Source organism: Mesorhizobium sp. M7A.F.Ca.US.005.03.1.1 (genome assembly GCF_003997975.1).
GTDB classification, from domain to species: domain Bacteria; phylum Pseudomonadota; class Alphaproteobacteria; order Rhizobiales; family Rhizobiaceae; genus Mesorhizobium; species Mesorhizobium ciceri.
This window is the reverse complement of the sequence record NZ_RZRO01000023.1, coordinates 1-22,144: the sequence shown is the minus strand read 5'-3', so window position 1 is coordinate 22,144 and position 22,144 is coordinate 1. Positions and strand designations below refer to the sequence as shown.

General features: G+C 63.1%; 29 protein-coding genes and 2 tRNA genes. 15 read left to right on the top strand and 16 right to left on the bottom strand.

The window, feature by feature from the left end; all coding sequences use genetic code 11:
- Positions 1 to 45 precede the first annotated feature (45 nt).
- Both EN990_RS12670 and EN990_RS12665 read left to right on the top strand, forming a co-directional pair.
- The gene (locus EN990_RS12670; RefSeq protein WP_013532455.1) at positions 46 to 900 is read left to right on the top strand and encodes an ABC transporter ATP-binding protein; all 855 of its coding nucleotides are present in this window, start codon (positions 46 to 48) and stop codon (positions 898 to 900) included.
- Positions 901 to 913: 13 nt separating this feature from the next.
- Complete coding sequence (locus tag EN990_RS12665) at positions 914 to 1,792, top strand: ABC transporter permease (protein WP_013532454.1); 879 nt, start codon at positions 914 to 916, stop codon at positions 1,790 to 1,792.
- Positions 1,793 to 1,820: 28 nt separating this feature from the next.
- Here the strand turns inward: EN990_RS12665 and EN990_RS12660 are convergent, their stop codons facing one another.
- A complete protein-coding gene (locus tag EN990_RS12660) occupies positions 1,821 to 3,173 on the bottom strand; it encodes a sensor histidine kinase (protein ID WP_013532453.1) in 1,353 nt (450 codons plus the stop codon).
- A 13-nt stretch (positions 3,174 to 3,186) separates the two neighbouring features.
- Positions 3,187 to 3,864 carry a response regulator gene (locus EN990_RS12655; RefSeq protein ID WP_024504276.1) on the bottom strand — a complete coding sequence of 226 codons (678 nt, stop codon included), beginning with the start codon at positions 3,862 to 3,864 and terminating at the stop codon, positions 3,187 to 3,189.
- A 465-nt stretch (positions 3,865 to 4,329) separates the two neighbouring features.
- Here EN990_RS12655 and EN990_RS12650 point away from each other — a divergent pair, with 465 nt between their 5' ends.
- The 3 genes from EN990_RS12650 to EN990_RS12640 all read left to right on the top strand — a co-directional run bounded on the left by EN990_RS12650 (position 4,330) and on the right by EN990_RS12640 (position 5,457).
- Entirely contained in the window at positions 4,330 to 4,533 is a 204-nt protein-coding gene (locus tag EN990_RS12650) for a DUF680 domain-containing protein (protein WP_013532451.1), read from the top strand.
- A 47-nt stretch (positions 4,534 to 4,580) separates the two neighbouring features.
- Positions 4,581 to 4,808 carry a DUF680 domain-containing protein gene (locus EN990_RS12645; protein WP_013532449.1) on the top strand — a complete coding sequence of 76 codons (228 nt, stop codon included), beginning with the start codon at positions 4,581 to 4,583 and terminating at the stop codon, positions 4,806 to 4,808.
- A gap of 415 nt (positions 4,809 to 5,223) precedes the next feature.
- On the top strand, positions 5,224 to 5,457 hold the full coding sequence (locus EN990_RS12640) for a DUF680 domain-containing protein (RefSeq protein WP_127370259.1): 234 nt from the start codon (positions 5,224 to 5,226) through the stop codon (positions 5,455 to 5,457).
- Positions 5,458 to 5,508: 51 nt separating this feature from the next.
- On the opposite strand, the gene EN990_RS12635 is transcribed toward EN990_RS12640, so the two are convergent.
- The 3 genes from EN990_RS12635 to purM are packed head-to-tail and all read right to left on the bottom strand — an operon-like array spanning position 5,509 to position 7,824.
- The gene (locus EN990_RS12635; RefSeq protein ID WP_127370258.1) at positions 5,509 to 6,021 is read right to left on the bottom strand and encodes a histidine phosphatase family protein; all 513 of its coding nucleotides are present in this window, start codon (positions 6,019 to 6,021) and stop codon (positions 5,509 to 5,511) included.
- Positions 6,022 to 6,034: 13 nt separating this feature from the next.
- Positions 6,035 to 6,748, bottom strand: coding sequence for a phosphoribosylglycinamide formyltransferase (gene purN / locus EN990_RS12630; RefSeq protein ID WP_013532446.1), 714 nt, complete (start codon positions 6,746 to 6,748; stop codon positions 6,035 to 6,037).
- On the bottom strand, positions 6,745 to 7,824 hold the full coding sequence (purM, locus tag EN990_RS12625; protein WP_013532445.1) for a phosphoribosylformylglycinamidine cyclo-ligase: 1,080 nt from the start codon (positions 7,822 to 7,824) through the stop codon (positions 6,745 to 6,747). The genes purN and purM overlap by 4 nt, the downstream gene beginning before the upstream one ends.
- Before the next feature lie 238 nt (positions 7,825 to 8,062).
- Here purM and EN990_RS12620 point away from each other — a divergent pair, with 238 nt between their 5' ends.
- Genes EN990_RS12620 through hdaA form a run of 3 tightly spaced genes read left to right on the top strand, consistent with a single transcriptional unit; the run spans position 8,063 to position 10,500 of the window.
- Positions 8,063 to 8,590: a CDP-alcohol phosphatidyltransferase family protein gene (locus EN990_RS12620; RefSeq protein WP_013532444.1), complete on the top strand. Its 528-nt coding sequence runs from the start codon at positions 8,063 to 8,065 to the stop codon at positions 8,588 to 8,590.
- Position 8,591: 1 nt separating this feature from the next.
- A complete protein-coding gene (locus EN990_RS12615; protein WP_013532443.1) occupies positions 8,592 to 9,794 on the top strand; it encodes an AI-2E family transporter in 1,203 nt (400 codons plus the stop codon).
- 1 nt (position 9,795) lies between these two features.
- Positions 9,796 to 10,500: a DnaA regulatory inactivator HdaA gene (hdaA, locus tag EN990_RS12610; RefSeq protein WP_013532442.1), complete on the top strand. Its 705-nt coding sequence runs from the start codon at positions 9,796 to 9,798 to the stop codon at positions 10,498 to 10,500.
- A 15-nt stretch (positions 10,501 to 10,515) separates the two neighbouring features.
- On the opposite strand, the gene EN990_RS12605 is transcribed toward hdaA, so the two are convergent.
- On the bottom strand, positions 10,516 to 10,797 hold the full coding sequence (locus EN990_RS12605; RefSeq protein ID WP_013532441.1) for a hypothetical protein: 282 nt from the start codon (positions 10,795 to 10,797) through the stop codon (positions 10,516 to 10,518).
- Positions 10,798 to 10,894: 97 nt separating this feature from the next.
- Positions 10,895 to 10,971 (bottom strand) — tRNA-Pro (locus EN990_RS12600).
- Between the two features lie 140 nt (positions 10,972 to 11,111).
- Between EN990_RS12600 and EN990_RS12595 the strand changes: the two genes are divergently transcribed.
- Both EN990_RS12595 and EN990_RS12590 read left to right on the top strand, forming a co-directional pair.
- Positions 11,112 to 11,417, top strand: coding sequence for an ETC complex I subunit (locus EN990_RS12595; RefSeq protein WP_013532440.1), 306 nt, complete (start codon positions 11,112 to 11,114; stop codon positions 11,415 to 11,417).
- Between the two features lie 47 nt (positions 11,418 to 11,464).
- Positions 11,465 to 11,541 (top strand) — tRNA-Arg (locus tag EN990_RS12590).
- Between the two features lie 86 nt (positions 11,542 to 11,627).
- Here the strand turns inward: EN990_RS12590 and EN990_RS12585 are convergent.
- Genes EN990_RS12585 through EN990_RS12575 form a run of 3 tightly spaced genes read right to left on the bottom strand, consistent with a single transcriptional unit; the run spans position 11,628 to position 12,544 of the window.
- Positions 11,628 to 11,912, bottom strand: coding sequence for a hypothetical protein (locus EN990_RS12585; protein WP_127370276.1), 285 nt, complete (start codon positions 11,910 to 11,912; stop codon positions 11,628 to 11,630).
- A gap of 45 nt (positions 11,913 to 11,957) precedes the next feature.
- Complete coding sequence (locus EN990_RS12580; protein WP_127370275.1) at positions 11,958 to 12,233, bottom strand: helix-turn-helix transcriptional regulator; 276 nt, start codon at positions 12,231 to 12,233, stop codon at positions 11,958 to 11,960.
- Positions 12,230 to 12,544 carry a hypothetical protein gene (locus tag EN990_RS12575; RefSeq protein ID WP_245469179.1) on the bottom strand — a complete coding sequence of 105 codons (315 nt, stop codon included), beginning with the start codon at positions 12,542 to 12,544 and terminating at the stop codon, positions 12,230 to 12,232. Before EN990_RS12575 ends, EN990_RS12580 begins: the two co-directional genes overlap by 4 nt.
- Positions 12,545 to 12,723: 179 nt before the next feature.
- Between EN990_RS12575 and EN990_RS12570 the strand changes: the two genes are divergently transcribed.
- From EN990_RS12570 to EN990_RS12555, 4 genes are all read left to right on the top strand, one after another.
- On the top strand, positions 12,724 to 12,945 hold the full coding sequence (locus EN990_RS12570; RefSeq protein ID WP_127370274.1) for a hypothetical protein: 222 nt from the start codon (positions 12,724 to 12,726) through the stop codon (positions 12,943 to 12,945).
- Between the two features lie 258 nt (positions 12,946 to 13,203).
- Positions 13,204 to 13,992 carry a GGDEF domain-containing protein gene (locus tag EN990_RS12565; RefSeq protein WP_013532435.1) on the top strand — a complete coding sequence of 263 codons (789 nt, stop codon included), beginning with the start codon at positions 13,204 to 13,206 and terminating at the stop codon, positions 13,990 to 13,992.
- A 289-nt stretch (positions 13,993 to 14,281) separates the two neighbouring features.
- Positions 14,282 to 15,244 carry a glycosyltransferase gene (locus EN990_RS12560; protein ID WP_127369976.1) on the top strand — a complete coding sequence of 321 codons (963 nt, stop codon included), beginning with the start codon at positions 14,282 to 14,284 and terminating at the stop codon, positions 15,242 to 15,244.
- 152 nt (positions 15,245 to 15,396) lie between these two features.
- The gene (locus EN990_RS12555; protein WP_013532433.1) at positions 15,397 to 16,623 is read left to right on the top strand and encodes an anion transporter; all 1,227 of its coding nucleotides are present in this window, start codon (positions 15,397 to 15,399) and stop codon (positions 16,621 to 16,623) included.
- Between the two features lie 80 nt (positions 16,624 to 16,703).
- Here EN990_RS12555 and EN990_RS12550 read toward each other — a convergent pair whose 3' ends face one another.
- Complete coding sequence (locus tag EN990_RS12550) at positions 16,704 to 17,291, bottom strand: TetR/AcrR family transcriptional regulator (RefSeq protein WP_024505017.1); 588 nt, start codon at positions 17,289 to 17,291, stop codon at positions 16,704 to 16,706.
- 88 nt (positions 17,292 to 17,379) lie between these two features.
- Here EN990_RS12550 and EN990_RS12545 point away from each other — a divergent pair, with 88 nt between their 5' ends.
- Positions 17,380 to 18,210, top strand: a complete 831-nt coding sequence (locus EN990_RS12545; protein WP_127384696.1) for a crotonase/enoyl-CoA hydratase family protein — start codon at positions 17,380 to 17,382, stop codon at positions 18,208 to 18,210.
- Positions 18,211 to 18,321: 111 nt separating this feature from the next.
- On the opposite strand, the gene EN990_RS12540 is transcribed toward EN990_RS12545, so the two are convergent.
- The 5 genes from EN990_RS12540 to metC all read right to left on the bottom strand — a co-directional run.
- Complete coding sequence (locus tag EN990_RS12540; protein ID WP_013532430.1) at positions 18,322 to 18,630, bottom strand: cupredoxin family copper-binding protein; 309 nt, start codon at positions 18,628 to 18,630, stop codon at positions 18,322 to 18,324.
- An 11-nt stretch (positions 18,631 to 18,641) separates the two neighbouring features.
- Positions 18,642 to 19,166: a DUF4142 domain-containing protein gene (locus EN990_RS12535; protein WP_013532429.1), complete on the bottom strand. Its 525-nt coding sequence runs from the start codon at positions 19,164 to 19,166 to the stop codon at positions 18,642 to 18,644.
- Between the two features lie 117 nt (positions 19,167 to 19,283).
- Positions 19,284 to 19,958 carry an RNA polymerase sigma factor gene (locus EN990_RS12530; RefSeq protein ID WP_013532428.1) on the bottom strand — a complete coding sequence of 225 codons (675 nt, stop codon included), beginning with the start codon at positions 19,956 to 19,958 and terminating at the stop codon, positions 19,284 to 19,286.
- Positions 19,959 to 20,090: 132 nt separating this feature from the next.
- Entirely contained in the window at positions 20,091 to 21,152 is a 1,062-nt protein-coding gene (locus EN990_RS12525; RefSeq protein ID WP_127384697.1) for an HPP family protein, read from the bottom strand.
- 130 nt (positions 21,153 to 21,282) lie between these two features.
- The coding region (metC, locus tag EN990_RS12520; protein ID WP_127388308.1) for a cystathionine beta-lyase at positions 21,283 to 22,144 on the bottom strand (862 nt) is incomplete at its 5' end.

Genomic DNA, 22,144 nt, shown 5'->3' with positions numbered 1-22,144 from the left:
GGCACTGCCGCGGGCTCCCTTGCCCCATTGCGACAGGAGTGCGCCATGCAAGTGCAACCCATGGCGGCCGAGAAGCTGTCTCAGGCCGCGCCACAAGCCGACGCCGCGATCGCCATCGATGATGTGACCTTGCGTTTCGTCACGCCCGACGGGCACATGATGACGGCGATCCGCGATTTCACGATGACCGTGGCGCGCGGCGAGTTCGCCTGCGTCGTCGGGCCGACCGGCTGCGGCAAGTCGACGACGCTCAACCTGGTCACCGGCCTGTTGCGGCCGACGACCGGCAATGTCCGCGTCATGGGCACGCCGGTCACCGATATCAGCCGGGACATCGGCTTTGTCTTCCAGGCGGATGCGCTGTTTCCCTGGCGCAGTGTCATCGACAATGTCGCCGCCGGTCCACTTTATCGCGGCACGCCAAAGGCGCAGGCCTACGACCGCGCCCGCGACTGGATCGCCCGCGTCGGCCTCGGCCGCTTCGAGAAGCACTATCCGCACCAGCTTTCGGGCGGCATGCGCAAGCGCGTCGCGCTGGCGCAGACCTTCATCAACCAGCCCAAGATCCTTTTGATGGACGAGCCGTTCAGCGCGCTCGACATGCAGACGCGCACCGCCATGCAGGACGAATTGCTGGATCTGTGGTCGGAGCAGAAATCCTCGGTTGTCTTCGTCACCCACGACCTAGAGGAGGCGGTGGCGCTGGCCGACAAGGTCTATGTGCTCACCGCTGGGCCGGGCACGGTCAAGAGCGTCTACCGCATCGACCTGCCGCGCCCGCGCGTCATGGCCGACATCCGCTACGACCCGAACTTCGTCGAGATTGCCAAGGTGATCTGGAACGATCTGCGCGAGGAAGTGCAGCTCGGCCAGAGCCGGACCTTGCAGACCGGACATTGAAAGGAGAAACAGCATGACCGCAATCTCTCCGACCGCCAACCAGGCCGCCGTCCGCGATGCTTCCATCGCCGTTGCCGAAGCCCGGGCGAGGGCAAGGCTGCGCCGCCGCCACGCGCTTGTCATCTCCTTGCGCCTGGCGATCCTGGTCGTCTTCCTTGGCCTGTGGGAACTCGGCGCCGACTACAACATCATCGACCCGTTCTTCTTCGCCAGCCCTTCTGGCATCTGGCAGCAGATCTGGTCGTGGATCACCGAAGGCACCTCGCAAGGCCCACTCTGGCTGCAGATCTACGTGACGCTGGAGGAAACCTTCCTCGGCTTTGTCATCGGTGCCCTTGGCGGCATCGCCGCCGGCATCATCCTCGGCCGCAATCGGCTGTTGGCGGATGTCTTTTCGATCTACATCAAGATCGCCAATTCGGTGCCGCGCGTCGTGCTCGGCTCGGTGTTCATCATCGCGCTCGGCCTCGGCATGGCGTCCAAGGTGGCGCTTGCCGTGGTGATGGTGTTCTTCGTTGTTTTCGCCAACGCCTTCCAGGGTGTGCGCGAGGCCGACAGGGCAATGATCGCCAATGCCCAGATCCTTGGCGCCTCGCCGTTCCAGATCACCCGCACCGTCATCATTCCTTCGGCGATGAGCTGGATCCTCGCCAGCCTGCATGTCAGCTTCGGCTTCGCGCTGGTCGGCGCGGTGGTCGGCGAGTTCCTCGGCGCCAAGCAAGGCATGGGCCTGCTGATCTCGACCGCGCAGGGCGCCTTCAACGCCAATGGCGTGTTCGCCGCGATGATCATCCTGGCTGTCATGGCGCTGGTGGTGGAGTTCATCATCACCCGCTTCGAGAACTATGTCGTGAAGTGGCGGCCGGCGCCGTTCAACGAGCAGGGAACGTGATCGGTCAGACCAGGGGCAGCCTGACCGGTCAGGCCAGCGGCAGCCTGACCTCAACCAACAGACCGCCGGCCGCGCCATCCCCAAGGGTGACGCGGCCGCCGGCATTTTCGACGACCTCGCGTACAATGGCGAGTCCCAGCCCGCTGCCTTCCTCGGTCGAACCGGCAATACGGTAGAAGCGCTCGAAGACATGGTCTCGCTCGTCCGCCGGAATGCCAGGCCCGTCGTCGGCGACCGTCAGCACGGCTTCGCCGTCGATGGCCGCCAGCTTCACCGTGACACTGCCCTCAGCCCGGGAGTAGCGCAGCGCGTTGTCGACGAGGTTGACGATCATCTCGCGCAGCATGGTGCCGTCGCCGATGACCGGAACGGGGCCAGCCTCCTCGAGGCCGAGATCTATTTTGCGATCGATGGCCGTTGGCGCCAGGGTTTCCAGCACGTGCCGGGCGGCTTCCGCCAGGTCAATGCGGTCGGCGCGCGGCCGCCGGCTGCCTGGCTCGGCGCGTGACAGGGTCAAGAGCTGTTCGGCCAGCCGCGCCAGTTTGCCGGAACTCGCCTGCAGCGCCACCAGCGCCTCCTGGCGGGCATCGGCGGCACTTTCGCGAAGCGCATAGCTTGCCTGTGTCGACAGCAGCGCCAGGGGCGTGCGCAGCTGGTGCGCCGCATTGGCGATGAAGCGGCGTTGCGCCGCCATCTGCGCCCGCACGCGCTCCATGTAGGCGTTGAGGGCGTCGATCAGCGGGCGGATCTCGCTTTGCGCACCGGGCACTTCGACGGGGTCAAGGTCGCTGCGGTTTGGCGAGCGTACCGCATCGCGCAGCCGGATCAACGGCGCCAGGCCGCGACGCAAGCCGAGCAGCACGAACACGCCGGCAATCGCCACCAGCGCCAGTTGCTGGGCAAAGGCGCTGAACCAAAGCTGTTTGACCATGGCGTCATGGCCGGCAAGGGTGACGCCCACGGTGACTGATATTGGCGAGTCGTTGCCGGCGCCGATCACCGCATGGCCAAGGGTCAGGAGCCGCAGCTGGTGATCGCGGTAAGCGGCCTCGACACTGGCATGCTGCGGCGCTTCGGGCAGGTCGGGATATCCGGTCAGCAGCCGCCCGCCGGCTGTCTCGACGCGATAGTAGACGCTGTCGCGGTCGCCGGTGTCGAACATCTCGATCGCCGCCGGGGGCACCGTGGCATCGAGCACGCCGTCGACCATGGCGACCTGCTCGGCAATCGCCCGCGCCGATCCGACGAGCATCCGGTCGGTGACCAGGTCCGCGGTCGCCAGTGCGTTGCGCTGGCTGGTCCACAGGTTGATGGTCGCGAGCCCGGCAAGCGGCAGCACCACCCATGCCAGCAATTGCAGGCGGAGGCTGTTGATCCTCATGGCGCCAGGATCGTCACGGCGCCAAATCGTCTTGGCGCAAGAGGTAACCGAGACCACGCAGTGTGGCGATCTGGACCCGCGACCCTTCGAGCTTCTTGCGCACGCGGTGCACGTAGATCTCGATGGCGCTGGGATCGGCGTCGGTCTCGAAATCGTAGATCGCGGCCGACAATGCCGCCTTGCTCACCGTGCGTCCGGCCTTGACCATCAATTGCTCAAGCACGGCATGCTCGCGCGGTGTCAGCGCCAGCGCCTCGCCGGCAAGCGAAAACAGCCGCGTGTTGGTGTCGAAGACGAGATCACCGCAGGCAACGACCGGCGCGGTGCGGTCATTGGCACGGCGCAATTGCGCGCGGATTCGTGCTTCGAGCTCTTCGATCTGGAAGGGCTTGGCCAGATAGTCGTCGGCGCCTTCATTGAGCCCTTTGACCCGACCGTCGAGACTGGCATTGGCGGTCAGCACGATCACCGGCACCCGGTTGCCGCGCGTCCGCAACATTCGCAGCACCTCCAGCCCGCTCATGCGCGGCAGCGCAAGGTCGAGGATGACAAGCGCGTGGTCACCGGCGGCGAGCGCGTGTTCGACATCCTCGCCATCATGGACGATGTCGACGACATAGTTCGCCTGACGCAGGGTCTTGCCCAGCCAATCCGCCAGCTCGCGATTGTCTTCTACAAGCAGCAACCGCATTTCTATCGCTGTCCTGGGGTGCAGGTCACCCGGATTTCCGCCCACTTCTTCAACTGGCGCCGCCAAGTCGCGCCCGATTGATGATCGTGCACAAGCGATAATCTCGATCCAACCGCAAGGCAAATGGAGGAGATCCAGAAGTTCAGATGGTGCGCAATCGTTTCAAACCGAACCGTTCAGTTCGATTTCTGTTGACGCACTGTGTAGCAGATGGTGAACGCCGGCCTGGCGAGCGGTCGCGCCTGGTGATGGGCGTTATCGATTAACTGTCTGATTTCAAACAGTTAAATTATGACCGCTGAGGCCCTGTGTCAAATTTCAAGGCCTGGATTCGAGCCGCGGGGGAACATCTTCGTGATTGGAATCCGCGGCAGGGCGAGCCCATCTCGGGGTGGTCCGAGCGACGCGAAATTCCTCCCAAGGGCACGCCACTAGACGGACATGACAAATACTGGAGTAATTAAAATGACCAAGATCGCTCTTACCGCCGCCGCCATCCTCGTTGCCACGGGCACTGCTTTTGCCGGCAGCGACAATTATGGCTCGGCCAACGCCAATCAGCCTGCCGTCGCTGTCGACCATTCGATCACCGCTTCGGTCTCCAAGTCGACGCAGACCGTCCAGGCCCCCGCTTCGCAGGGCGCTGACCGCAACCTCTTCGGCCGCTAATCGCGACTGCCGATATCGACCCAATCTTGAACTCAGGAGTAATTAAAATGACCAAGATCGCTCTTACCGCCGCCGCCATCCTCGTTGCCACGGGCACCGCTTTTGCCGGCAGCGACAACTACGGCTCTTACAATGCCAACCAGCCTGTTGCGAACCAGTCCGTGTCCGACATCGACACCACGCACACCGGCTCGATCCCGAAGTCCGTAAAGACGCAGGGTGATGCCAATGCCAACGTGCCGGCTCAGTCGGGCCAGGGCATCTGGGGTCGTTGATTTCTGAAGTCTGCGACCACAAAGAGCGGTGGGCCTTGCCCGCCGCTCTTGTTTTTTTATGCATGAGCAGGATTTCGGCCGACGGCATCGGTGTCGGAGCGCCGATCGTAAATCGAACCAGCTGGTTCAATTTATGTTGACGAATCGTGAACGGATGGCGAGCGCTGGCTCGATGAACCGCCGCATCATGCGTCAGGCACCCTCCTTATAAGCGTCTGAGATAAATTGATAAAACAGGGTGAGCTCAATCCCTTGGCCGACGTTCGAGGTCCCGATGCCGCGCGTGAGGGAACGTCTTCGTGATTGGAAGTCGGCGCACGAAAAACCCAGATCGAGGCTGTCCGAGCGACGCGAAATTTCCTCCCCAGGGGCACGCCACTAGACGGACAGAATCAGGAATACCGGAGTAAATAGAATGAACAGGATCGCTCTTACCGCCGCCGCCATCCTCGTTGCCACTGGTGCCGCTTTTGCCGGCAGCGACAACTATGGTTCGGACAATGTCAATCAGCCGGCCGTCACCTCGCACGCGGTCAATGTCGACCACAGCTACACGGCTTCGACCCACAGGCAGGTCAAGCACCGCGACCTCACGCTGACGCCCGATTCGGTCCAGCCGGAATCCGGCCAGGGCAACTGGGGAAACTGACGGCTCAAGCGGGTGTGCGGCGGGTTTGGCCTGCCGCACCTGCCATGGACACTAGCCGCCCAGGTCCTTGGGCCGCAAGCAATGTGTCAGCCGGGCGGGGGACACGACGGACCAATCGCCTTTGAAGACCACCCGGGCGAGGGCTGCCGTCGGGAATTTTTCCTCAAGTCTCGCGATCGCCTTGGCGTCTGACCCCGGCCCGGCAAGCTGTCTGGCCAACTGCTCCAGGCCCGGATTGTGGCCAATTACCAGCAAGCTGCCGCTCGAAGCGTCGGTTTGACCAATCTGGCTCAGAATGTCCGCCGCTGAAGCATCGTACAGCGCCTTGAGGAATGCGACCTGGGGCGGGACGGGCAATTCCGCCGCCACCAGCCGCCAGGTGTCGCGGGTGCGCAGCGCCGCCGACACCAGCGCCAGGTCCGGCAGCCAGCCGCGCGTCGCAAGCTCGCGCCCCATCAACCGGGCTGCCTTCACTCCGCGTTCGGCCAAGGGCCGGTCGAAATCATCGAGATCAGGGTCGTCCCAGCTGGATTTGGCGTGACGAAGCAGGAGAAGCTGTTTCATCGCCGCTCTAAGCTCAAGGCGTGATGCGCGCCAGATGCTCGAGGTCGGCTTCCTCGCGCAGCGGATCCGGGGCCATCACCACCGAGGTGCCGTTGTCGGCATCGTCGGCAAAGTGGGCAAGCACGGTGCGGCCGGACTCCATGCGCGCCTTGCCTTCGGCGACCAGCCCCAGCGCCAGCGGATAGAGCCGGTGTTCGGTCTTCAGCACGCGGGCTGCCAATGTATCGGCGGTGTCGCCGACCATCACCGGCACGGCCGCCTGTGCGATGATCGGGCCGTCATCCATCTCGGAGGTGACGAAGTGCACGGTGCAGCCATGGATGCGGATGCCGGCGGCCAGCGCGCGCGCATGGGTGTCGAGCCCCTTGAAGGCCGGCAGCAGGGCAGGGTGGATATTGATCATGCGGCCCTGCCATTTCTGGACGAAGCCGGGGCTGAGGATGCGCATATAGCCGGCCAGCGCCACGATCTCGGCGTTGAAGGCCGTAAGGGCCGCGTCGATGGCGGCGTCATGCGCCTGCTTGCTGCCGTGGTCGGCACGTGAGACGACCTGCGTGGCGATGCCGCGCGCCCTGGCGATGCCGAGCCCGGCGGCATCCGCCTTATCGGAAATGACACCGACGATCTCGGCCGGGAACGACGGGTCGCTGGCCGCGGCAATCAGCGCGGTCATGTTGGAGCCGCGTCCCGAGATCAGGACAACGGTGCGTTTCCTCTGCGCGCTCATAGGCCGATCGAACCCCGATAGATGACGCCTGCGTCGCGGCGCGGCACGATGCGGCCGATCGGCGTCACCGTCTCGCCGGCTTCCTGTAGCACGGCCGCGACCTGCGCCGCCTGGCCGGACGCGACCGCCAGGATCATGCCGATGCCGCAATTGAAGGTGCGCATCATTTCTTCCGGCGCCACGCCGCCGGTCTTGGCCAGCCACGAAAACACGGGAGGAACGTCGATCGCCTCGAGGTCGAGCTCGGCCGAAAAATCCTTGGGCAGCACGCGGGGAATGTTTTCCGGGAAGCCGCCGCCGGTGATGTGGGCGAGCGCCTTGATACCATGCGTGTTGCGGATCGCCTTGAGAATCGACTTGACGTAGATGCGGGTCGGCTCGAGCAGTGCTTCGGCCAGAGTGGCCTCGTCGTTGAACGGTGCCGGATCGCTCCACGACAGGCCGCTGACGGCGACGATGCGGCGCACCAGCGAATAGCCGTTCGAGTGCAGGCCGGAGGAAGCCAGGCCCAGCAGCACGTCGCCTTCGACAATGTCATCGGTGGGCAGCAATTGGCCGCGTTCGGCGGCACCCACCGCAAAGCCGGCGAGGTCGTAGTCGTTGCCGTGATACATGCCGGGCATCTCGGCGGTCTCGCCGCCGATCAGCGCGCAGCCGGCCTGGCGGCAGCCCTCGGCAATGCCGCCGACGATCGCGGCACCCTGGTCGGGATCGAGCTTGCCGGTGGCGAAATAATCGAGGAAGAACAGCGGTTCGGCACCTTGCACGACGATGTCGTTGACGCACATGGCGACGAGGTCGATGCCGATCGTGTCGTGCTTGCCGGCATCGATGGCGATCTTGAGCTTGGTGCCGACGCCGTCATTGGCCGCCACCAGCACCGGATCGGTAAACCCGGCCGCCTTGAGGTCGAACAGGCCGCCGAAACCGCCGATCTCGCCATCGGCGCCCGGCCGGCGCGTCGCGCGCACCAGCGGCTTGATCTTCTCGACCATGAGATTGCCGGCATCGATATCGACACCGGCCTCGGCATAGGTGAGCCCGTTCTTGCGCTTGTTCACGTCGCGCTTGCTCATTTCTGGTGCCCGTTCAGCAATTTTCCTTGTCGCGGGCTCTTCGCATGAACGGTTTCTGTCCGCAAGGATAACGGCCATCTCGGCCTACAAAACCGTGGACAGCGCGCACGTACAGGCGCTCGTGATTGGCGAAAGCCAAGCTGAAGGCCGCTCCCGTGCGGGGAGATCGGCAGCTCCTCCCTTGTTGCCACCCGCCATCTTCATCATCTATCTCCGACCAAGAGGAGGTGCCAGGCATTTGACCATCCCCAACCTGATCACCATCCTGCGCCTTGTCCTGGTGCCGGCGGTGGTGCTGGCGATGCTGCAGGCGCGCTGGGACTGGGCTTTTGCCGGGTTCCTCGTCGCCGGCATTTCGGACGGCGTCGATGGCTTCATCGCCCGCCGTTTCAACCAGCAGTCCACGCTCGGCGCCTATCTCGATCCGATCGCCGACAAGCTGCTGCTGGTTTCGGTGTTCGTGGTCATGGGCCTCATCGGGCAATTGCCGCTGTGGCTGGTCGTCACCATGGTGTCGCGCGACGCGTTGATCGTCTGCGCGGTTTTGCTGTCCGCCGTCATGGCCCATCCGGTCGAGATGAAACCGCTTTTCGTGTCGAAGGCCAACACCGCCATCCAGATCGTGCTGGCGGCGGTTGTGCTGGGTGAACTTGCCCTGTCGGTTCATCTCGACCCGCTGAGGCCGGTTCTCATATTGCTGTCTGGGGTCTTGACCGTGGCTTCGGCCGCAGCCTATCTCGTGACTTGGCTGAGGCACATGAGCTGACATGACGAAGGCTCCACTCCGGACATCCGAGACAGAAGCGGCGGCGATCGAGGCCGCGGCCGCCGACATCGCCGCGTCCGCGACCTTTCGCCGCCAGATCTTCTTCTGGCTGGCCGGCGCCGCGCTGCTGGCGCTTTTCCTCTATGTCTTCAGCGCCATCCTGCTGCCCTTCGTCGCCGGCATGGTGCTTGCCTATTTCCTCGATCCCGTTGCCGACCGGCTGCAGCGGCTCGGCCTGTCGCGTTTCATGGCGACGGTGGTCATCCTCATCACCTTCCTCATCGTGCTGGTCCTGGCCTTTGTCATCCTCATTCCGGTTCTGGCCACGCAGATGGCCGATTTCGCCGGCAAATTGCCGGAATATCTGACCCGGCTGCAAAGCCTGATCACCTCGTTCGATCCGAAATGGCTGGAGCAGAAGTTCGGCGTCAACGCCAATAGCTTGCGCGACGGGCTGAATTCGCTGCTGACCTCCGGCTTCGGTTTTGTCACCACCGTCTTCACCTCGCTGTGGAGTTCCGGCATGGCGCTGGTTTCTGTGGTCAGCCTGTTCGTGGTGACACCGGTGGTCGCCTTCTACATGCTGCTCGACTGGGACCGCATGGTGGCGGTCATCGACGGCTGGGTGCCACGCGACAACGTCCAGACCGTGCGCGCCATCGCACGGGACATCAACACCGCCACGGCAGGCTTCGTGCGTGGCCAGGGCACGCTGTGCCTGGTGCTGGGCGCCATGTATGCCACCGGGCTGACGCTGACCGGACTGAACTTCGGCATCCTCATCGGCCTGTTCGCCGGGCTGATTTCCTTCATCCCCTATGTCGGCTCGCTGACCGGGCTGGTGCTGGCCGTCGGCGTCGCCTTCGTCCAGTTCTGGCCGGACTGGACGATGATCGTCGCGGTCGCGGTCGTGTTTTTCATCGGCCAGTTCATCGAGGGCAACATCCTGCAGCCGCGGCTGGTCGGCAAGAGCGTCGGCCTGCACCCGGTATGGCTGATGTTTTCGCTGTTTGCCTTCGGCGCGCTGTTCGGCTTCGTCGGCTTGTTGATCGCGGTGCCGGCTTCGGCCGCCGTCGCCGTGCTGGTGCGGTTCGCAATAGCCCGCTATCTCGAATCGCCGCTCTACAAGGGCCGCGGCGCGGCACCTGTGCCGCAGCTTCCGGCCGATCGCGGCGGCGGCCACCGCACGCAACCGCGTCGCTGAAGTGACTGCCCAGCCAACCGACCCGCCGCGCCAGTTGCCGCTCGACCTCGGCCATGGCACCGGCTATTCGCGTGACGAACTCGTCGTCTCCGGCACCAACAACCAGGCGGTTGCGCTGGTCGACCGCTGGCCGGACTGGCCATCGCCGGTGGTGGTGCTGGCCGGTCCCGCGGGTTCTGGCAAGACGCATCTGGCCTCGATCTGGCGCGCGCGTGCCAATGCGGCGGCGGTCGACGCCAGGCGCATCGGCGACAGCATCGCCAATCTCGGCGCGCGGCCGGCGCTGATCGACGATGTCGATACCGGGACGGTTGACGAACAAGGCCTGTTCCATCTGATCAATGCGGTGCGTGGTGCCGGCTCGCAACTGCTTCTGACGGCGCGCCGCTTTCCCTCGGCCTGGGGTGTTGGCCTGCCTGATCTTGCCTCGCGGCTGAAGGCGGCTGCGACAGTCGAAATTCATGAGCCCGACGATCTCTTGCTGGCAGGCGTCATCACAAAACTCTTCGCCGACCGTCAGATCGAGGTCGAACCGCATGTCGTGCAATATCTGGTCCGCCGGATCGAGCGCTCGCTGGCGACAGCGATGCGCGTGGTGGAGCGGCTCGACCGGACGGCGCTCGAACGCAAGACGCCGATCACCAGGGCGCTGGCAGCCGAAACCGTCAGCGCCATGGATGAAGGGCAGGGCGAGTTCGAGATCTAGCCTGAGAGGCCGGTCTCAGAGCCACATTCTGGCGAAATGACGGACCGCGAGATAGACGGCAGAGTGAGCGGCGATATAGCCGGCGGCGACCAGCACAAACATCCCGATACTGACACGCCAGGAGCGGGAGACCACGGCGCCCGGGGCCTGCCTCGCCTGTCTGCGGCTTTCACGGTTGTTCCACATCGCCAGTGCGGCGCAGGCAATTGCCCACGTCACCATGACCGGAACCGTTATGCCGGCATAGGCAAAGTAGGCCGGTCCGAAAAGCGACACCCAGGCATCGATTCCAAGCATCTGACCCCCCTGTTTGCCGAACCGCGGCGCCGGACACACGGCCGGAGCCGTAGCAAGTGAACCGTATGGCTGCGCCGGGCATTGGGCTGTGAGGGGATGGTCGGAGTGGAGAGATTCGAACTCCCGACCCTCTGGTCCCAAACCAGATGCGCTACCAGGCTGCGCTACACTCCGAACGGTCTGTTGCCTATTCATTTCGGTGGTGCATGGCAAGTGCAAAAACCTGCGAGAGCAAAAACCTTGCCGCCGTGCGCATTGCGCAGTAATGACGGGCGAAGGGTGGCGATGCTGCCTTGCACAACAACGAGGTGGCCATGTCCGCGCGCATTTTCAGCCCAGCCAAAACCGCGATGCAGTCCGGCAAGGCCAAGACCGGTTACTGGGTGCTGGAATTCGATCCCGAGTCGCGCAAGAAGATCGACCCGCTGATGGGCTATACGACGTCGGCAGACATGAGAAGCCAGATCAGGCTTAGCTTCGACACGCGCGAAGAGGCGGTCGCCTACGCCGAAAAGCAAGGGCTCGCTTTCCGCGTCGAAGAGCCGAAAGAGACCAAGCGCCGCCAGATTTCCTATGCGGAGAATTTCCGCTATGACCGCAGGACGCCCTGGACGCATTGAACGGCGCCCGGCGCCAGAATATCCAGCCGGCCCAACGGCCGGCCAGCGGTCCCGTAGCTCAGCTGGATAGAGCACCGGCCTTCTAAGCCGATGGTCACAGGTTCGAATCCTGTCGGGATCGCCAAAGCCTTTCGGTCCGTTCCGGACACATAGGTTACGGTTTATACCGGAGACACGGGCTTTCAGAGAGCGGTATCAGGTCTCGTGCGCTCAGACCGCCGCCGCCAGAAGCAGCGTTACCCCCAGGACCGTCGACGCATAGATCGTCGCTAGGAGCACGATCGGCCGAGGATACTCGGTGGGTGTTGCGAGGCTGGTTATGTCGGGACCCCGAAATGTTTCGGTGCCGGGCGACGGGACGTCGGCGGCGGTGGCAGCGTTGTCATTGCAAGCGCGCAGCACAGAAAGGCGCTGGGTTATATCCGCGGCGATCAGAGGATCGTCCGCCACCAATTTCGACCAGTCCGAAACAACGCCGATTTCATGTTGTGACATCGCGCGCCTCCCTTTTGCGGCCTAACAGCGATATCTAAATTATGTTCAACTAATAGTTTCGCGAGGCGGACCGCTCTTTGTCACTGCGGTCTTCTGATCGATGAAAACCACGCCCGCTGCCTCCAAGCCTCGACGGATGGCAGCCAGCTTGGCGGGACTGGGAATCCTTCGCCCGCTCTCAAAACTGCCAATCGTTCCTTCGCTGAGGCCGCACTTCGCGGCGAGTCGCACCTGCGACCACTTCAGGATCGCTCGTGCAGCTCTGCACTGCTGGGGTGTAAGGGGTTGGGTCCCTGAGACGGTGGCGCTTCGCTTGTTCACATCCTGACGGTCCTTCGCTTCGGCGGGACACGGCTTTGCACCAGGCCCGCCTTGTCCAGATCCACCGTGACCATTGGCCCGAGCGACACCGTGACCTTGTCGCCGTCGATCCGCGAAACGTCCCCGGGCAATTCCATCTGCTGGCCCCTGGTCAGCCTGGTTGCCGGATCAATGACCGAATGCGGAAGACCGGGGATCGACACGCTGACGCGGTCCTTCGTGACGCGCTTCAGCACCGTCGCCATGACCGCCACCTCGTCGCCGACTTTATTGCCATGCTCTGATTCTGGGGCGGCATCTGCCGGCGTCAAGGATTAGCTGCGTCTGATATAGAAAAGTCCGCGGGCGTGGCTCGGCGCCAGCGTATTATTTCGTTACTCGGCCTTTTCGGAACCTTCCCGCGCACGGCGCGTTCGGCCCGCTGTATTCGCGGACCCTCATATAAAAGTGGACAGGCGGGAGGCAAACAAGGGTGGGGAGGAGTGTTGCCATGTCGAAGCGAGAAATAGGGATATCTTCGGCCCTCGATCGGCGCATTGCCGACCTCAGGGCCAGGATGCAGGACGCCCGGATCACGGAATACGAAATGAAGACCTTTCAAAAAGTGGCTTCAACCATGGGAGGCGACGGAGGCTCCCTGCGTCTCGATGCCGACGACCTGATCGCGGCATCCTTTGTCGTCGATGCGCTGGGTGAACCGACGCTCAACTGAGACGGGCGATCTGGCTTCGCGCGCCGTTTTGCCCTTGCCCGGCCGGCAATTGGCCCACGCCTTCACACTTTGAAACAGGATGGCTGCTTTCCAGCGGCCGTCCTGTGGCGTCTGCCCAAGCGTCTGTCGCAAGTCATAGGCAGGGGCTGGTTGGCCGGTGGATTTGATTCCGCCGCCGACATCGAATTGGAGGGAAAGTCTTATCAATTTGTTTGGGTTGGTGCGTCATAGTAGCGACGGCTAACGGAGTTGAACGCGATGAAGCTCGATCTGTCGCCGACGAGCTGGGGCAGGGTGATCGCTGTCACGGCAGTCGGTACGGCATTCTTCATTGCCGTGGCGTTCTTCGTCGATTCCTTCAATTTTCCCTATCTTTCGCCCGAGGCCGTGTGGCGGGCGCAGATGACCGACCTGATGCTGCCTTTGGTGCTGGGCGGCTCGTTTCTGTTTTTCCTGATGTGGAAGATTCGCCAGCTGGCCATCGCGCAGCGCGATCTCAGCGTCATCGCCGCGACCGACAGCCTGACGGCGGTGCTGAACCGTGGCGCCTTCTCGATGCTGGTCGAAGCCTATCTCGAGCAGACCCGCAAGCAGGAGCAGACCCGTTCGGGGGCGTTGCTGATCATCGACGCCGACCACTTCAAGTCGATCAATGACCGCCTGGGCCACGATTGCGGCGATCAGGCGCTCAAACTGATAGCGCAGGCGATCAAGGGGCAACTGCGTGGCAGCGATATCGTCGGCCGCATCGGCGGCGAAGAATTCGGCGTGTTTCTGCCCGGCGTGGATCCCTCGCAATCCTGGGTGGTTGCCGAAAGCATCCGCCGGCGTATCAGGGAGATGGAATTCTCACCCGGCGGCAGGCCTTGTCCGCTTTCCGTCAGCATCGGCGGCACAAGCTTTACCGGCCCGATCACATATGAGGAAATCTTCTCCGCTGCCGACAGAAGGCTTTACACGGCCAAGTCGAACGGACGCGATCAAGTCAGCTTCGATCCGGCCGGAACGTCTCCGGCGCCTGCGCCCGGCGTCGCCACCGTGCATTGACGGGCGAAACTTGCAGAAGGCTGATCGGGAAGCTCTCGAAACAGACGCTCCTTCTATGTTTCCAAATACTTATAATCAGCCGCAAGGAATCCGATCCTTACGGACAGCATGCCGGCTCGATGGGCCATGGACTGCAACCGCTTGCCGGTATACTCCCCCCGCGTTGGCGATGTTTCGTTGTCGGCAGAAACGGTTTTGACTCTGAGTTTCCAAGCGTTCCGGCCGACAGCGATCATAATTTTTGATGCTGGCGAACATATGCGGAAACGGTCAGGTAAACACAGCTATTATGATCCATTTGTTCAACGGCTTTCAGGACCCCTTCGGTGGCAGTGACCTTGAAGCTCTGGAACTGTACCGGCTGTTGAGTGTCGATTCCGAGGTGCATCTGTGGGCAACCTCCTCCAGCGTGTCCGGCGAGTTGATGCGGAATTTCCCGATTCGCCGCGTCTCGCTGTCGAAGTGGGATGTACCGAATGGCGGTACCTACGTCTTTCTCGGCTCTCATTGGCGCAACAAGATATGGCCTTACCTGATCCCGCGGCCGCGCCGGCTGATCTATGTCTTCAATACCTTTCACCCGAAAATCATCTCGCTGACGAGACGCATGCCCCGCATGCTGAACTGGCCCGACGCCGAACTGGTGCTGATTTCCGATTTTCAGAGACGGATGCTCCAAGTCGATGGCACCGTGCATCCGTCTCCGATCGATATCGAACGTTTTTCACCACGGCGTCTGGGTTCGGATCGTCCCTTCACCGTCGGACGCTTGAGCCGCGATGGGCCGGGCAAACATCATCCCGATGACATACCCCTCTACGAGACATTGCTGGCCGAAGGTACTGCCTTGCGGATTCAGGGAGGGATAGGGCTCAAGGACAGCCTCATGCCGCATCCGCAACTCGAACTGTTCCCACCCGGCCAATTTTCCGCCGAAGAGTTTCTGCAGACGCTCGACGTGTTTTATTATCGCACCGGTTGGCATATGGAAACCTTCGGTCGCGTGGTGTTCGAGGCGATGGCCTGCGGGTTGCCCGTGGTCTGCCATTCATATGGCGGTTATTCCGACCATATCAGGCATGGCGAAAACGGTTTCTTGTTCGAAACGACGCAGCAGGCGGCGCGCATCCTCGCCGATCTCAAAGCCGACCCGGCGCTGCGGGCGGCAGTGGGCCTCAAGGCACGACAGACCGTCGAGCAGATCTATTCTTCCCAAGCTTTGCGACAGAGGCTGGATTTCTACCTGCGCTAGCTGCACGTCATCCCTTGGGCCATGGGACATCCTTGGCGCAACAACATGCCCGCTGTCATCGATCTCGACATCGCGCTAAAGCAGGCACGCAAAGCGGACGAATGGGGCCGACAGCCAGCGGCGTGCCACAGACTGGGCAGGACTTCTTATCGATGACATTGATGGGCGCGGCGGCACTGCTGATCCTGATCCTGACTTACGCCGGTGTCGCCATTGGCCGCATCCCCGGCCTGCGCCTCGACCGGGCAGGGATCGCGCTTCTCGGCGGGGCCGCGATGATCGCCATCGGCGCGCTCAGCATGGAGGATGCGTACCGGGCGATCAATTTCGACACCATCACGCTTCTGCTCGGCATGATGATCGTGGTGGCGCATTTAAAAGTGTCGGGCGCCTTTCGTGGCCTTGGCGCCGTCGCCATCGAGCACGCGCATGCGCCCTTCATGCTCTTGGTGATGGTGACGCTGCTGACCGGCGTGTTGTCGGCCTTCCTGGTCAACGACGCCATCTGTCTCGTCATGGCGCCGATCGTCGTCCACGTCACCCGTGTGATCAAGCGCAACCCGATCCCCTATCTGATCGCCACCGCCACCGCGTCGAATTGCGGCAGCGTCGCAACCATCACCGGCAATCCCCAAAACATGGTCATCGGCGCGCTGTCGGGCATTTCCTATCCGGCCTTTTCGGCAGCGCTGGCTCCGGTCGCTTTGTTCGGCCTCGTCGCGGTCGTTGTCATCATCCGCATTGTCTTCCGGGCCGAATTCGCCCGCACCGTCCAATTGACGCCCGAGGTCTCGCGGGGCCGCATGCACAAGGGGCAGGTGCTGAAGGCGGTGGTGGTCTGCATCGGGCTGGCAATTGCCTTCTTCGCCGGCGTGCCCGTCGCCAAGGCCGCACTCATCGGCGGCGCCATCCTCTTGCTTACCCGGGCCATTAAGCCGGAGCGCATCTACCGCGAGATCGACGGTCCGCTGCTGTTCATGTTCGCCGGTCTGTTCGTTGTCGTCGCCGGCGCCGAAAAGACGCTTCTTTCGCCCGACATGATCGCTTCGGCCAGGAATCTCGGGCTGGACGACGTCTGGCGCTTGTCCGGCTTCACCGCGGTGCTTTCCAACATCATGAGCAATGTTCCGGCCGTGCTGGCGCTGCGGCCCTTCATACCCGGCCTCGAAAACCCCGAGCGCGCCTGGCTGGTCGTCGCCATGAGCTCGACGCTGGCCGGCAATTTCACGCTGCTGGGTTCGGTCGCCAACCTGATCGTCGCCGAACAGGCACGCGCCGCCGGCACGACGCTGTCGTTCGGCGCTTTTTTCAAGGTCGGCTTGCCTTTGACGCTGATAACGCTGGCCGCCGGCACCGCATGGCTGGCTTTCGGTTTCTAATGCATGTCGTTGCCCCAAAAGTGGCCCCGGTTTTAGGGCAACGACATGCATAAAACCAAAGGCTTAAAGCGCGTCGCGCTTTAGACCTGGCTGCCTGAAAGTCGCGCCCGCACCAGCGTCGCCGCGGCGCGTCCGGCCGCTTCGATGTAATCGGGGTTGCGGTGGATCAGCATGATCGAAAAGCAGCCGTCGATCAAAAGCACGATCTCGCGCCCCAGGGTTTGCGGCTCCGCGACGCCATGGTCCGACAGGGCGCCGGCCAGCCATGTTTCGAAATTCAGCTTGTGCCGCGCGCCCACCTTGACCGCCGGATGTCCGGGCATCGAGGCGAGTTCGGCGGCCGTGCGCAGGAAGCCGCATCCTTTCCATTTCGGGTGGCGAGCGGACCTCGCCAGATTGGTGAAGATCGCCTCGACCTTGCGATCCGCGCCGCCTTCGGCAGCCTCGAACCAGCCGGCCATCCGCTTCAGATTGGGTTGGTCGCGGCCGTCGAGATAGGCGGCGATCAGGTCGTCCTTGCTCTTGAAATGGTAGTAGAGCGTGCGCTTGGTGAGACCCGCTTCCTCGGCAACGGCATCGACGCTGACACGACCGATTCCTTCTGCATAGAAGAGCCTGGTCGCGGCATCGACAATGCGTTTGCGGGTAGGGCTCTGCGTGTCGGGCATAAGCCTATGTATACCGACTAGTGAATATACACAAGCGACAAAGGGCATAGTCTTCCTTCCATCAGCATGATGGAGAAGGAAGAGCCAAATGACAGATCTTGTCCTTAGCGAAACCCGGGATGGGATTGCCATCCTCACCCTCAACCGGCCGGAGAAACTCAACGCGCTGAACTATGCCCTGATCGATCGCCTGCTTGCGGTCCTTGACGACATTGAAGTCGATGACAGCGTTCGTGCGGTCATTCTGACCGGAGCAGGGGAGCGGGCGTTTTCGGCGGGGGGCGACATTCACGAGTTCTCGGCCAGCGTGGCGCTTGGCGTCGGTGTCGCGATGCGGGATTTCGTCATGCGCGGGCAGCGGCTGACGGCGAGGCTGGAAGCCTACCGCAAGCCCATCATCGCCGCCGTCAACGGCATTGCCTTTGGTGGCGGCTGCGAAATCACCGAGGCCGTACCGCTTGCTATCGCCAGTGACCGCGCTTTGTTCGCCAAGCCGGAAATCAACCTCGCAATGCCGCCGACCTTTGGTGGAACCCAGCGCTTGCCGAGGCTCGCGGGGCGCAAGCGGGCGCTCGAACTGCTGTTGACCGGCGACTGGTTTGCGCCGCCGCGGGCGCTTGAACTGGGTCTCGTCAACGAGGTTGTCCCGCATGCCGAGTTGATGCCGGCGGCATTTGATCTGGCCAGGCGTATCCTGCGGCACTCCGATCTGGCGATTGCCGGCATCCTCACGGCAGTGGCGCGCGGCCTCAACCAGAGCATCGCCGAAGGTTTGCTGGTCGAGGCCGAGCAGTTTGCGCGCATGGCCCCGACCGCTGATCTGCGCGAAGGGCTGAATGCCTGGATTGCACGCCGCGAGCCGGGCTATGACGGCTCGTGGACACATATCGCGCGTCCCGACGAGGCCAGGCGAGCCTGAAGCGGGTCGCTTGAATTCCTCAGGCGACCCGCTTCAGGTCTTTGTTTTTATGCGTGTCGTTCTCCCAAAACCGAGGTCACTTTTGGGCGACATGCACTCGTCGGAGCTGGATCAGGGCGCCACCACCAAACGGCCCTTCATGTTGGGGTGAAAGCGGCAGAAGTAGTCGACCGGTCCCGCCGTCTTCAAAGTCAGGCTTGCGGATTTCTTCGGCGGGATCATCACTTCCCAGCCGCCTTTCACGGTTGCCGTGTGGGCGAACACATCCTTGTTCACCCACTCGATCGTGTCGCCGACCTTTGCCTCGACGGTGGCCGGAGAGAACACCAGCCTGTCGATGGTGACCTGGATGGTTTCGGCTTGCGCCGGCACGATCCCGACGGCGAGCGTCAACGCAATCCACAGATGGTGGTTCTGCATGCTCCCGGTCCTTACTTGAGCATGCCGGCGACGTGTTCGGCGTGCTGCTCATGGCCCTGGAATATCTTCAAGCCGGTTTCCAGCAGGCTTTTCAGCTCGGCATTCTGCGCCGACGGGATCAAAAGGGTTTCGAGCGCGCCGTTGACCTGCTTGTGATAGGCGACCTCATTGTCGACATAGGCCTTGTCGAAGGCAGCGCCGTGGAGTTTGGCGAGCTTGGCCCGCTCCTCCGTCGCAGCTTTGGTCAGCGCCTTGCTGGTGGGGTTGTCTTCCGGGGTGACCTTGAGCTTCTTGACCAGGTCGAGCGCCTGAACATTTACAGCCTCGTGATCGCGGACCATGTCCTTGGCGAAATCGACAACCTCCTTGTTCTTCGATTTGTCGATGGCCAGCTTGGCCGCTTCGATGTCGATGACCCCGGCCGTGTAGGCGATATGGGCGATCTGCGGATCGGTCGGCTTGTCGGCGGCTTGTGCGAACGGCGCGGTGCCGAGCAGCAGCAGGGCGGCGAGCGCAGCAGTGTGTCGGATAGACATGGCATCTCCTTCGCCAGGACGCTGAAATCGTCCCGGACAGTGTTTTTCGGTTGACGGTCATTGGATGCTGGTCAGCGGCAAACGTTCCCGCTGAAATGAACTGAAATCCGCTGAGGCTCAGCTTTCCAGCCCGAGCCGTCGCATCACGGCGCTGGTCAGTCGTTCGCAACGCCGGCCGGCGAAGGGGAAGGCGTCGAGCAGCACCGGCCCGATCTGGTCGTCCAGCGCCTTGCGGACAAGGGCGCGGGCGCGGTGTAGCCTTGTCTTGACGGTTTGCGGCCGCACGCCGAGGAGGTCGGCGGTCTCTTCGATGCTCAGCCCCTCGATCACCCGCGCCACGAACACCGTCCGGTAGACGTCGGGAAGGCTGTCGGTGGCCTGTTCGACCAGTTGGAGGATCTGCCGTTGCGCCATTGTCCGTTCCGGATCGTCGCTGGGATTGAGGGGAAACCGGATGATCTCGGCTTGCGGATTTTCCGGCAGCGCCACCGTTTTGCGTCTTTTGCGCAGCCGGCCGAGCGCCTCGTTGATGACGATGCGCGATAGCCATGTGGCGAGCGAGGAGTCGCCGCGAAACGCATCGAGATGGGCGAAGGCCTTGACGTATGCCTCCTGCACGATGTCCTCGGCCTCGCTGTCATTGCGCACGACGCCGCGCGCGATCCGGTAAAGCCGCTGATTGTGTGTCTTGATGATGGTGCGGAAGGCGTCGCCGTCGCGCGCCAGCGCGCGGTGCACAAGCTGCATCTCGCCTGGCACAGCGGAAGGCACGGCCGTCAACACAGCAGGCATGGCAAGTTTCCTCAACCCAATCTCCGAACCAGGATCTCGATTGGGAGATTGGACGCTGTCGCCGGCAAAAGGTTCCCGAAGATTTTCTGCCGGGTCCGGCGGCCGCTACACTACAGTGCGAGCGAAGGCTTGTCAGGCAGCCTGCAGGCGCGCCGTGGCCGCCAACAGATCGGTCTGGGTGATCAGCCCGAGAATCCGCTTGTCGTCGTCGACGATGATGACCGCATGGCTGCGGCCGTCGGTGAGGACGGGCAGCAGACCCATGGCGGCGACGCCGGCGGCGGCTGTTGCCGCGGGCGTTAAGACGGATCCAACCGTCCCCGAGGCCTGGGTGAGTTCGCGCAACCCCACCGTGCCTGCCAGCCTGGCTTCCGCATTGACGACCGGCAAGGTGCGGATGTTGTGGTCAAGCAGCAATTGGCGCGCCGCGTCGGTGGAGGTGTGAGCATCGACCGAGATCACATCGCGCGACATGATGTCCTCGCACAGAAGGGTCTTGTGCGCGCGCACCATCGCCTGCAATTCGACCTGCCGCAGCAGCCGGTCGAGATCGTTGCGATCGATATCGAACGTCTCGTCGAGTGCGCCAAGCGCGGCATCGATGTCTTCCGACCGAAAGCCCACGCGCAGCTGCGCCGGCAGATCGCCGGTGCCGTGGCTGTTTGCCGGCGCCGCAACCGGCACATGCGGATAATTGCGCCGGGCCAGCCTGTGGAAGCCGTAGCCGAGCGCCACCAGCAGGATCGAGTTCAGCGCCACCGGCACGAATGGAAACAGGAAGCCGGCGCTGATCACGGCAGGCCCTCCCAGCACCGCGGTCAGCGCGGCCGCTCCGCCCGGCGGATGCAGGCAGCGCGTGAACGACATGGCGGCGATGGCCAGTGCCACCGCGATGCCGCTGGCAAGGGCGGTTTCGTGGATGAAATGCGCCACGATCACGCCGACCAGTGCCGATATCGTGTTGCCGCCGATGATCGACCATGGCTGTGCCAGCGGACTGGCGGGCACGGCGAACAGCAGCACCGCCGACGCCCCCATCGGCGCCACCAGCAGCGGCACGTGCGGGCCGTTGCCGAGCACAAGGCTGGCGATCACACCGGTGAGTGCAATGCCGATCGTCGCGCCGATACAGGCGACGAGACGCTCGCGCAGCGTCGCGCCGGCAAGAATGGGAACAAAAAGGCGGAAAGCCATGAGGTCGAAAACTCTGCCGATATTCCAGGGGAAGTCGAAAATGTGCTGATCGCACCGCAATGACGCGGCATCGCTGAATTTGAAAGCCAAACTGATCCGGGAAACTGCAATTTGAGGGAATAGAATTCCGCTACGCAGCCGCTGCTGCGGTCAGGCCGCGCGAAATGTCGGCCTTCAGGTCGTCGACGTCCTCGAGGCCGATCTGCAGGCGGATCAATGGACCCTCATAGGGGGCCTTCGCGACAACGCGGTCGCCGAGCCAGACCGGCACGGCAAGGCTCTCATAGCCGCCCCAGGAATAGCCGAGGCCGAAGATTTGCAGCGCGTCGAGAAAGGCGTGCTGCTGCTTTTGTCCGCCGCCGGCAAGCACGATGGAAAAGATGCCGCTCGATCCGGAGAAGTCCCGCTTCCACAGTTCGTGGTCCGGGTGGCTGGGCAGGGCCGGGTGGAGCACGCGCGCCACGCCCTTCTGGCCTTCGAGCCAGGAGGCGATGGCAAGCGTGCTGCGCTGATGGTGTTCGAGGCGCACGCCCATGCTGCGCAGGCCGCGCAGCACCTGGTAGACGTCGTCGGGCCCGGCGCAGCAGCCAAGCGTGCAGAAGCTTTCATAAAGATGCGTCCAGCAGCTCTCATTGGCCGACACCGTGCCAAGCAGCACGTCGGAATGGCCGGCCGGGTATTTGGTCGCCGCATGGATCGAGATGTCGACACCGTGGTCGAGGGGGCGGAAATACAGTGGCGTCGCCCAGGTATTGTCCATCATGACGATGGCGCCCGCGGCGTGCGCCGCCTTGGCGATGGCTGGGATGTCCTGCACCTCGAAGGTGTTGGAGGCCGGTGATTCCGTGAACACCACCTTGGTGTTGGGCTTGATCAACGCCGCGATGCCGGCGCCGACATGGGGGGCGTAGTACTCGACCTCGACGCCCAGCCGCTTCAGCATCGTGTCGGCGAAGTTGCGGGTCGGATGATAGACGGTATCGACGATCAGC

What these genes read in the sequence shown, in the direction of transcription:
- EN990_RS12550 (WP_024505017.1), bottom strand. Translation starts at nt 17,291, where the DNA reads ATGCCCGACACGCAGAGCCCTACCCGCAAACGCATTGTCGATGCCGCG.
- EN990_RS12540 (WP_013532430.1), bottom strand. Translation starts at nt 18,630, where the DNA reads ATGCAGAACCACCATCTGTGGATTGCGTTGACGCTCGCCGTCGGGATC.
- EN990_RS12615 (WP_013532443.1), top strand. Translation starts at nt 8,592, where the DNA reads ATGACGAAGGCTCCACTCCGGACATCCGAGACAGAAGCGGCGGCGATC.
- EN990_RS12555 (WP_013532433.1), top strand. Translation starts at nt 15,397, where the DNA reads ATGACATTGATGGGCGCGGCGGCACTGCTGATCCTGATCCTGACTTAC.
- EN990_RS12655 (WP_024504276.1), bottom strand. Translation starts at nt 3,864, where the DNA reads ATGCGGTTGCTGCTTGTAGAAGACAATCGCGAGCTGGCGGATTGGCTG.
- purN (WP_013532446.1), bottom strand. Translation starts at nt 6,748, where the DNA reads ATGAGCGCGCAGAGGAAACGCACCGTTGTCCTGATCTCGGGACGCGGC.
- EN990_RS12560 (WP_127369976.1), top strand. Translation starts at nt 14,282, where the DNA reads ATGATCCATTTGTTCAACGGCTTTCAGGACCCCTTCGGTGGCAGTGAC.
- EN990_RS12535 (WP_013532429.1), bottom strand. Translation starts at nt 19,166, where the DNA reads ATGTCTATCCGACACACTGCTGCGCTCGCCGCCCTGCTGCTGCTCGGC.
- purM (WP_013532445.1), bottom strand. Translation starts at nt 7,824, where the DNA reads ATGAGCAAGCGCGACGTGAACAAGCGCAAGAACGGGCTCACCTATGCC.
- EN990_RS12565 (WP_013532435.1), top strand. Translation starts at nt 13,204, where the DNA reads ATGAAGCTCGATCTGTCGCCGACGAGCTGGGGCAGGGTGATCGCTGTC.
- EN990_RS12545 (WP_127384696.1), top strand. Translation starts at nt 17,380, where the DNA reads ATGACAGATCTTGTCCTTAGCGAAACCCGGGATGGGATTGCCATCCTC.
- EN990_RS12635 (WP_127370258.1), bottom strand. Translation starts at nt 6,021, where the DNA reads ATGAAACAGCTTCTCCTGCTTCGTCACGCCAAATCCAGCTGGGACGAC.
- EN990_RS12665 (WP_013532454.1), top strand. Translation starts at nt 914, where the DNA reads ATGACCGCAATCTCTCCGACCGCCAACCAGGCCGCCGTCCGCGATGCT.
- EN990_RS12640 (WP_127370259.1), top strand. Translation starts at nt 5,224, where the DNA reads ATGAACAGGATCGCTCTTACCGCCGCCGCCATCCTCGTTGCCACTGGT.
- EN990_RS12530 (WP_013532428.1), bottom strand. Translation starts at nt 19,958, where the DNA reads ATGCCTGCTGTGTTGACGGCCGTGCCTTCCGCTGTGCCAGGCGAGATG.
- EN990_RS12660 (WP_013532453.1), bottom strand. Translation starts at nt 3,173, where the DNA reads ATGAGGATCAACAGCCTCCGCCTGCAATTGCTGGCATGGGTGGTGCTG.
- EN990_RS12595 (WP_013532440.1), top strand. Translation starts at nt 11,112, where the DNA reads ATGTCCGCGCGCATTTTCAGCCCAGCCAAAACCGCGATGCAGTCCGGC.
- EN990_RS12645 (WP_013532449.1), top strand. Translation starts at nt 4,581, where the DNA reads ATGACCAAGATCGCTCTTACCGCCGCCGCCATCCTCGTTGCCACGGGC.
- EN990_RS12650 (WP_013532451.1), top strand. Translation starts at nt 4,330, where the DNA reads ATGACCAAGATCGCTCTTACCGCCGCCGCCATCCTCGTTGCCACGGGC.
- EN990_RS12525 (WP_127384697.1), bottom strand. Translation starts at nt 21,152, where the DNA reads ATGGCTTTCCGCCTTTTTGTTCCCATTCTTGCCGGCGCGACGCTGCGC.
- EN990_RS12570 (WP_127370274.1), top strand. Translation starts at nt 12,724, where the DNA reads ATGTCGAAGCGAGAAATAGGGATATCTTCGGCCCTCGATCGGCGCATT.
- EN990_RS12605 (WP_013532441.1), bottom strand. Translation starts at nt 10,797, where the DNA reads ATGCTTGGAATCGATGCCTGGGTGTCGCTTTTCGGACCGGCCTACTTT.
- EN990_RS12670 (WP_013532455.1), top strand. Translation starts at nt 46, where the DNA reads ATGCAAGTGCAACCCATGGCGGCCGAGAAGCTGTCTCAGGCCGCGCCA.
- EN990_RS12585 (WP_127370276.1), bottom strand. Translation starts at nt 11,912, where the DNA reads ATGTCACAACATGAAATCGGCGTTGTTTCGGACTGGTCGAAATTGGTG.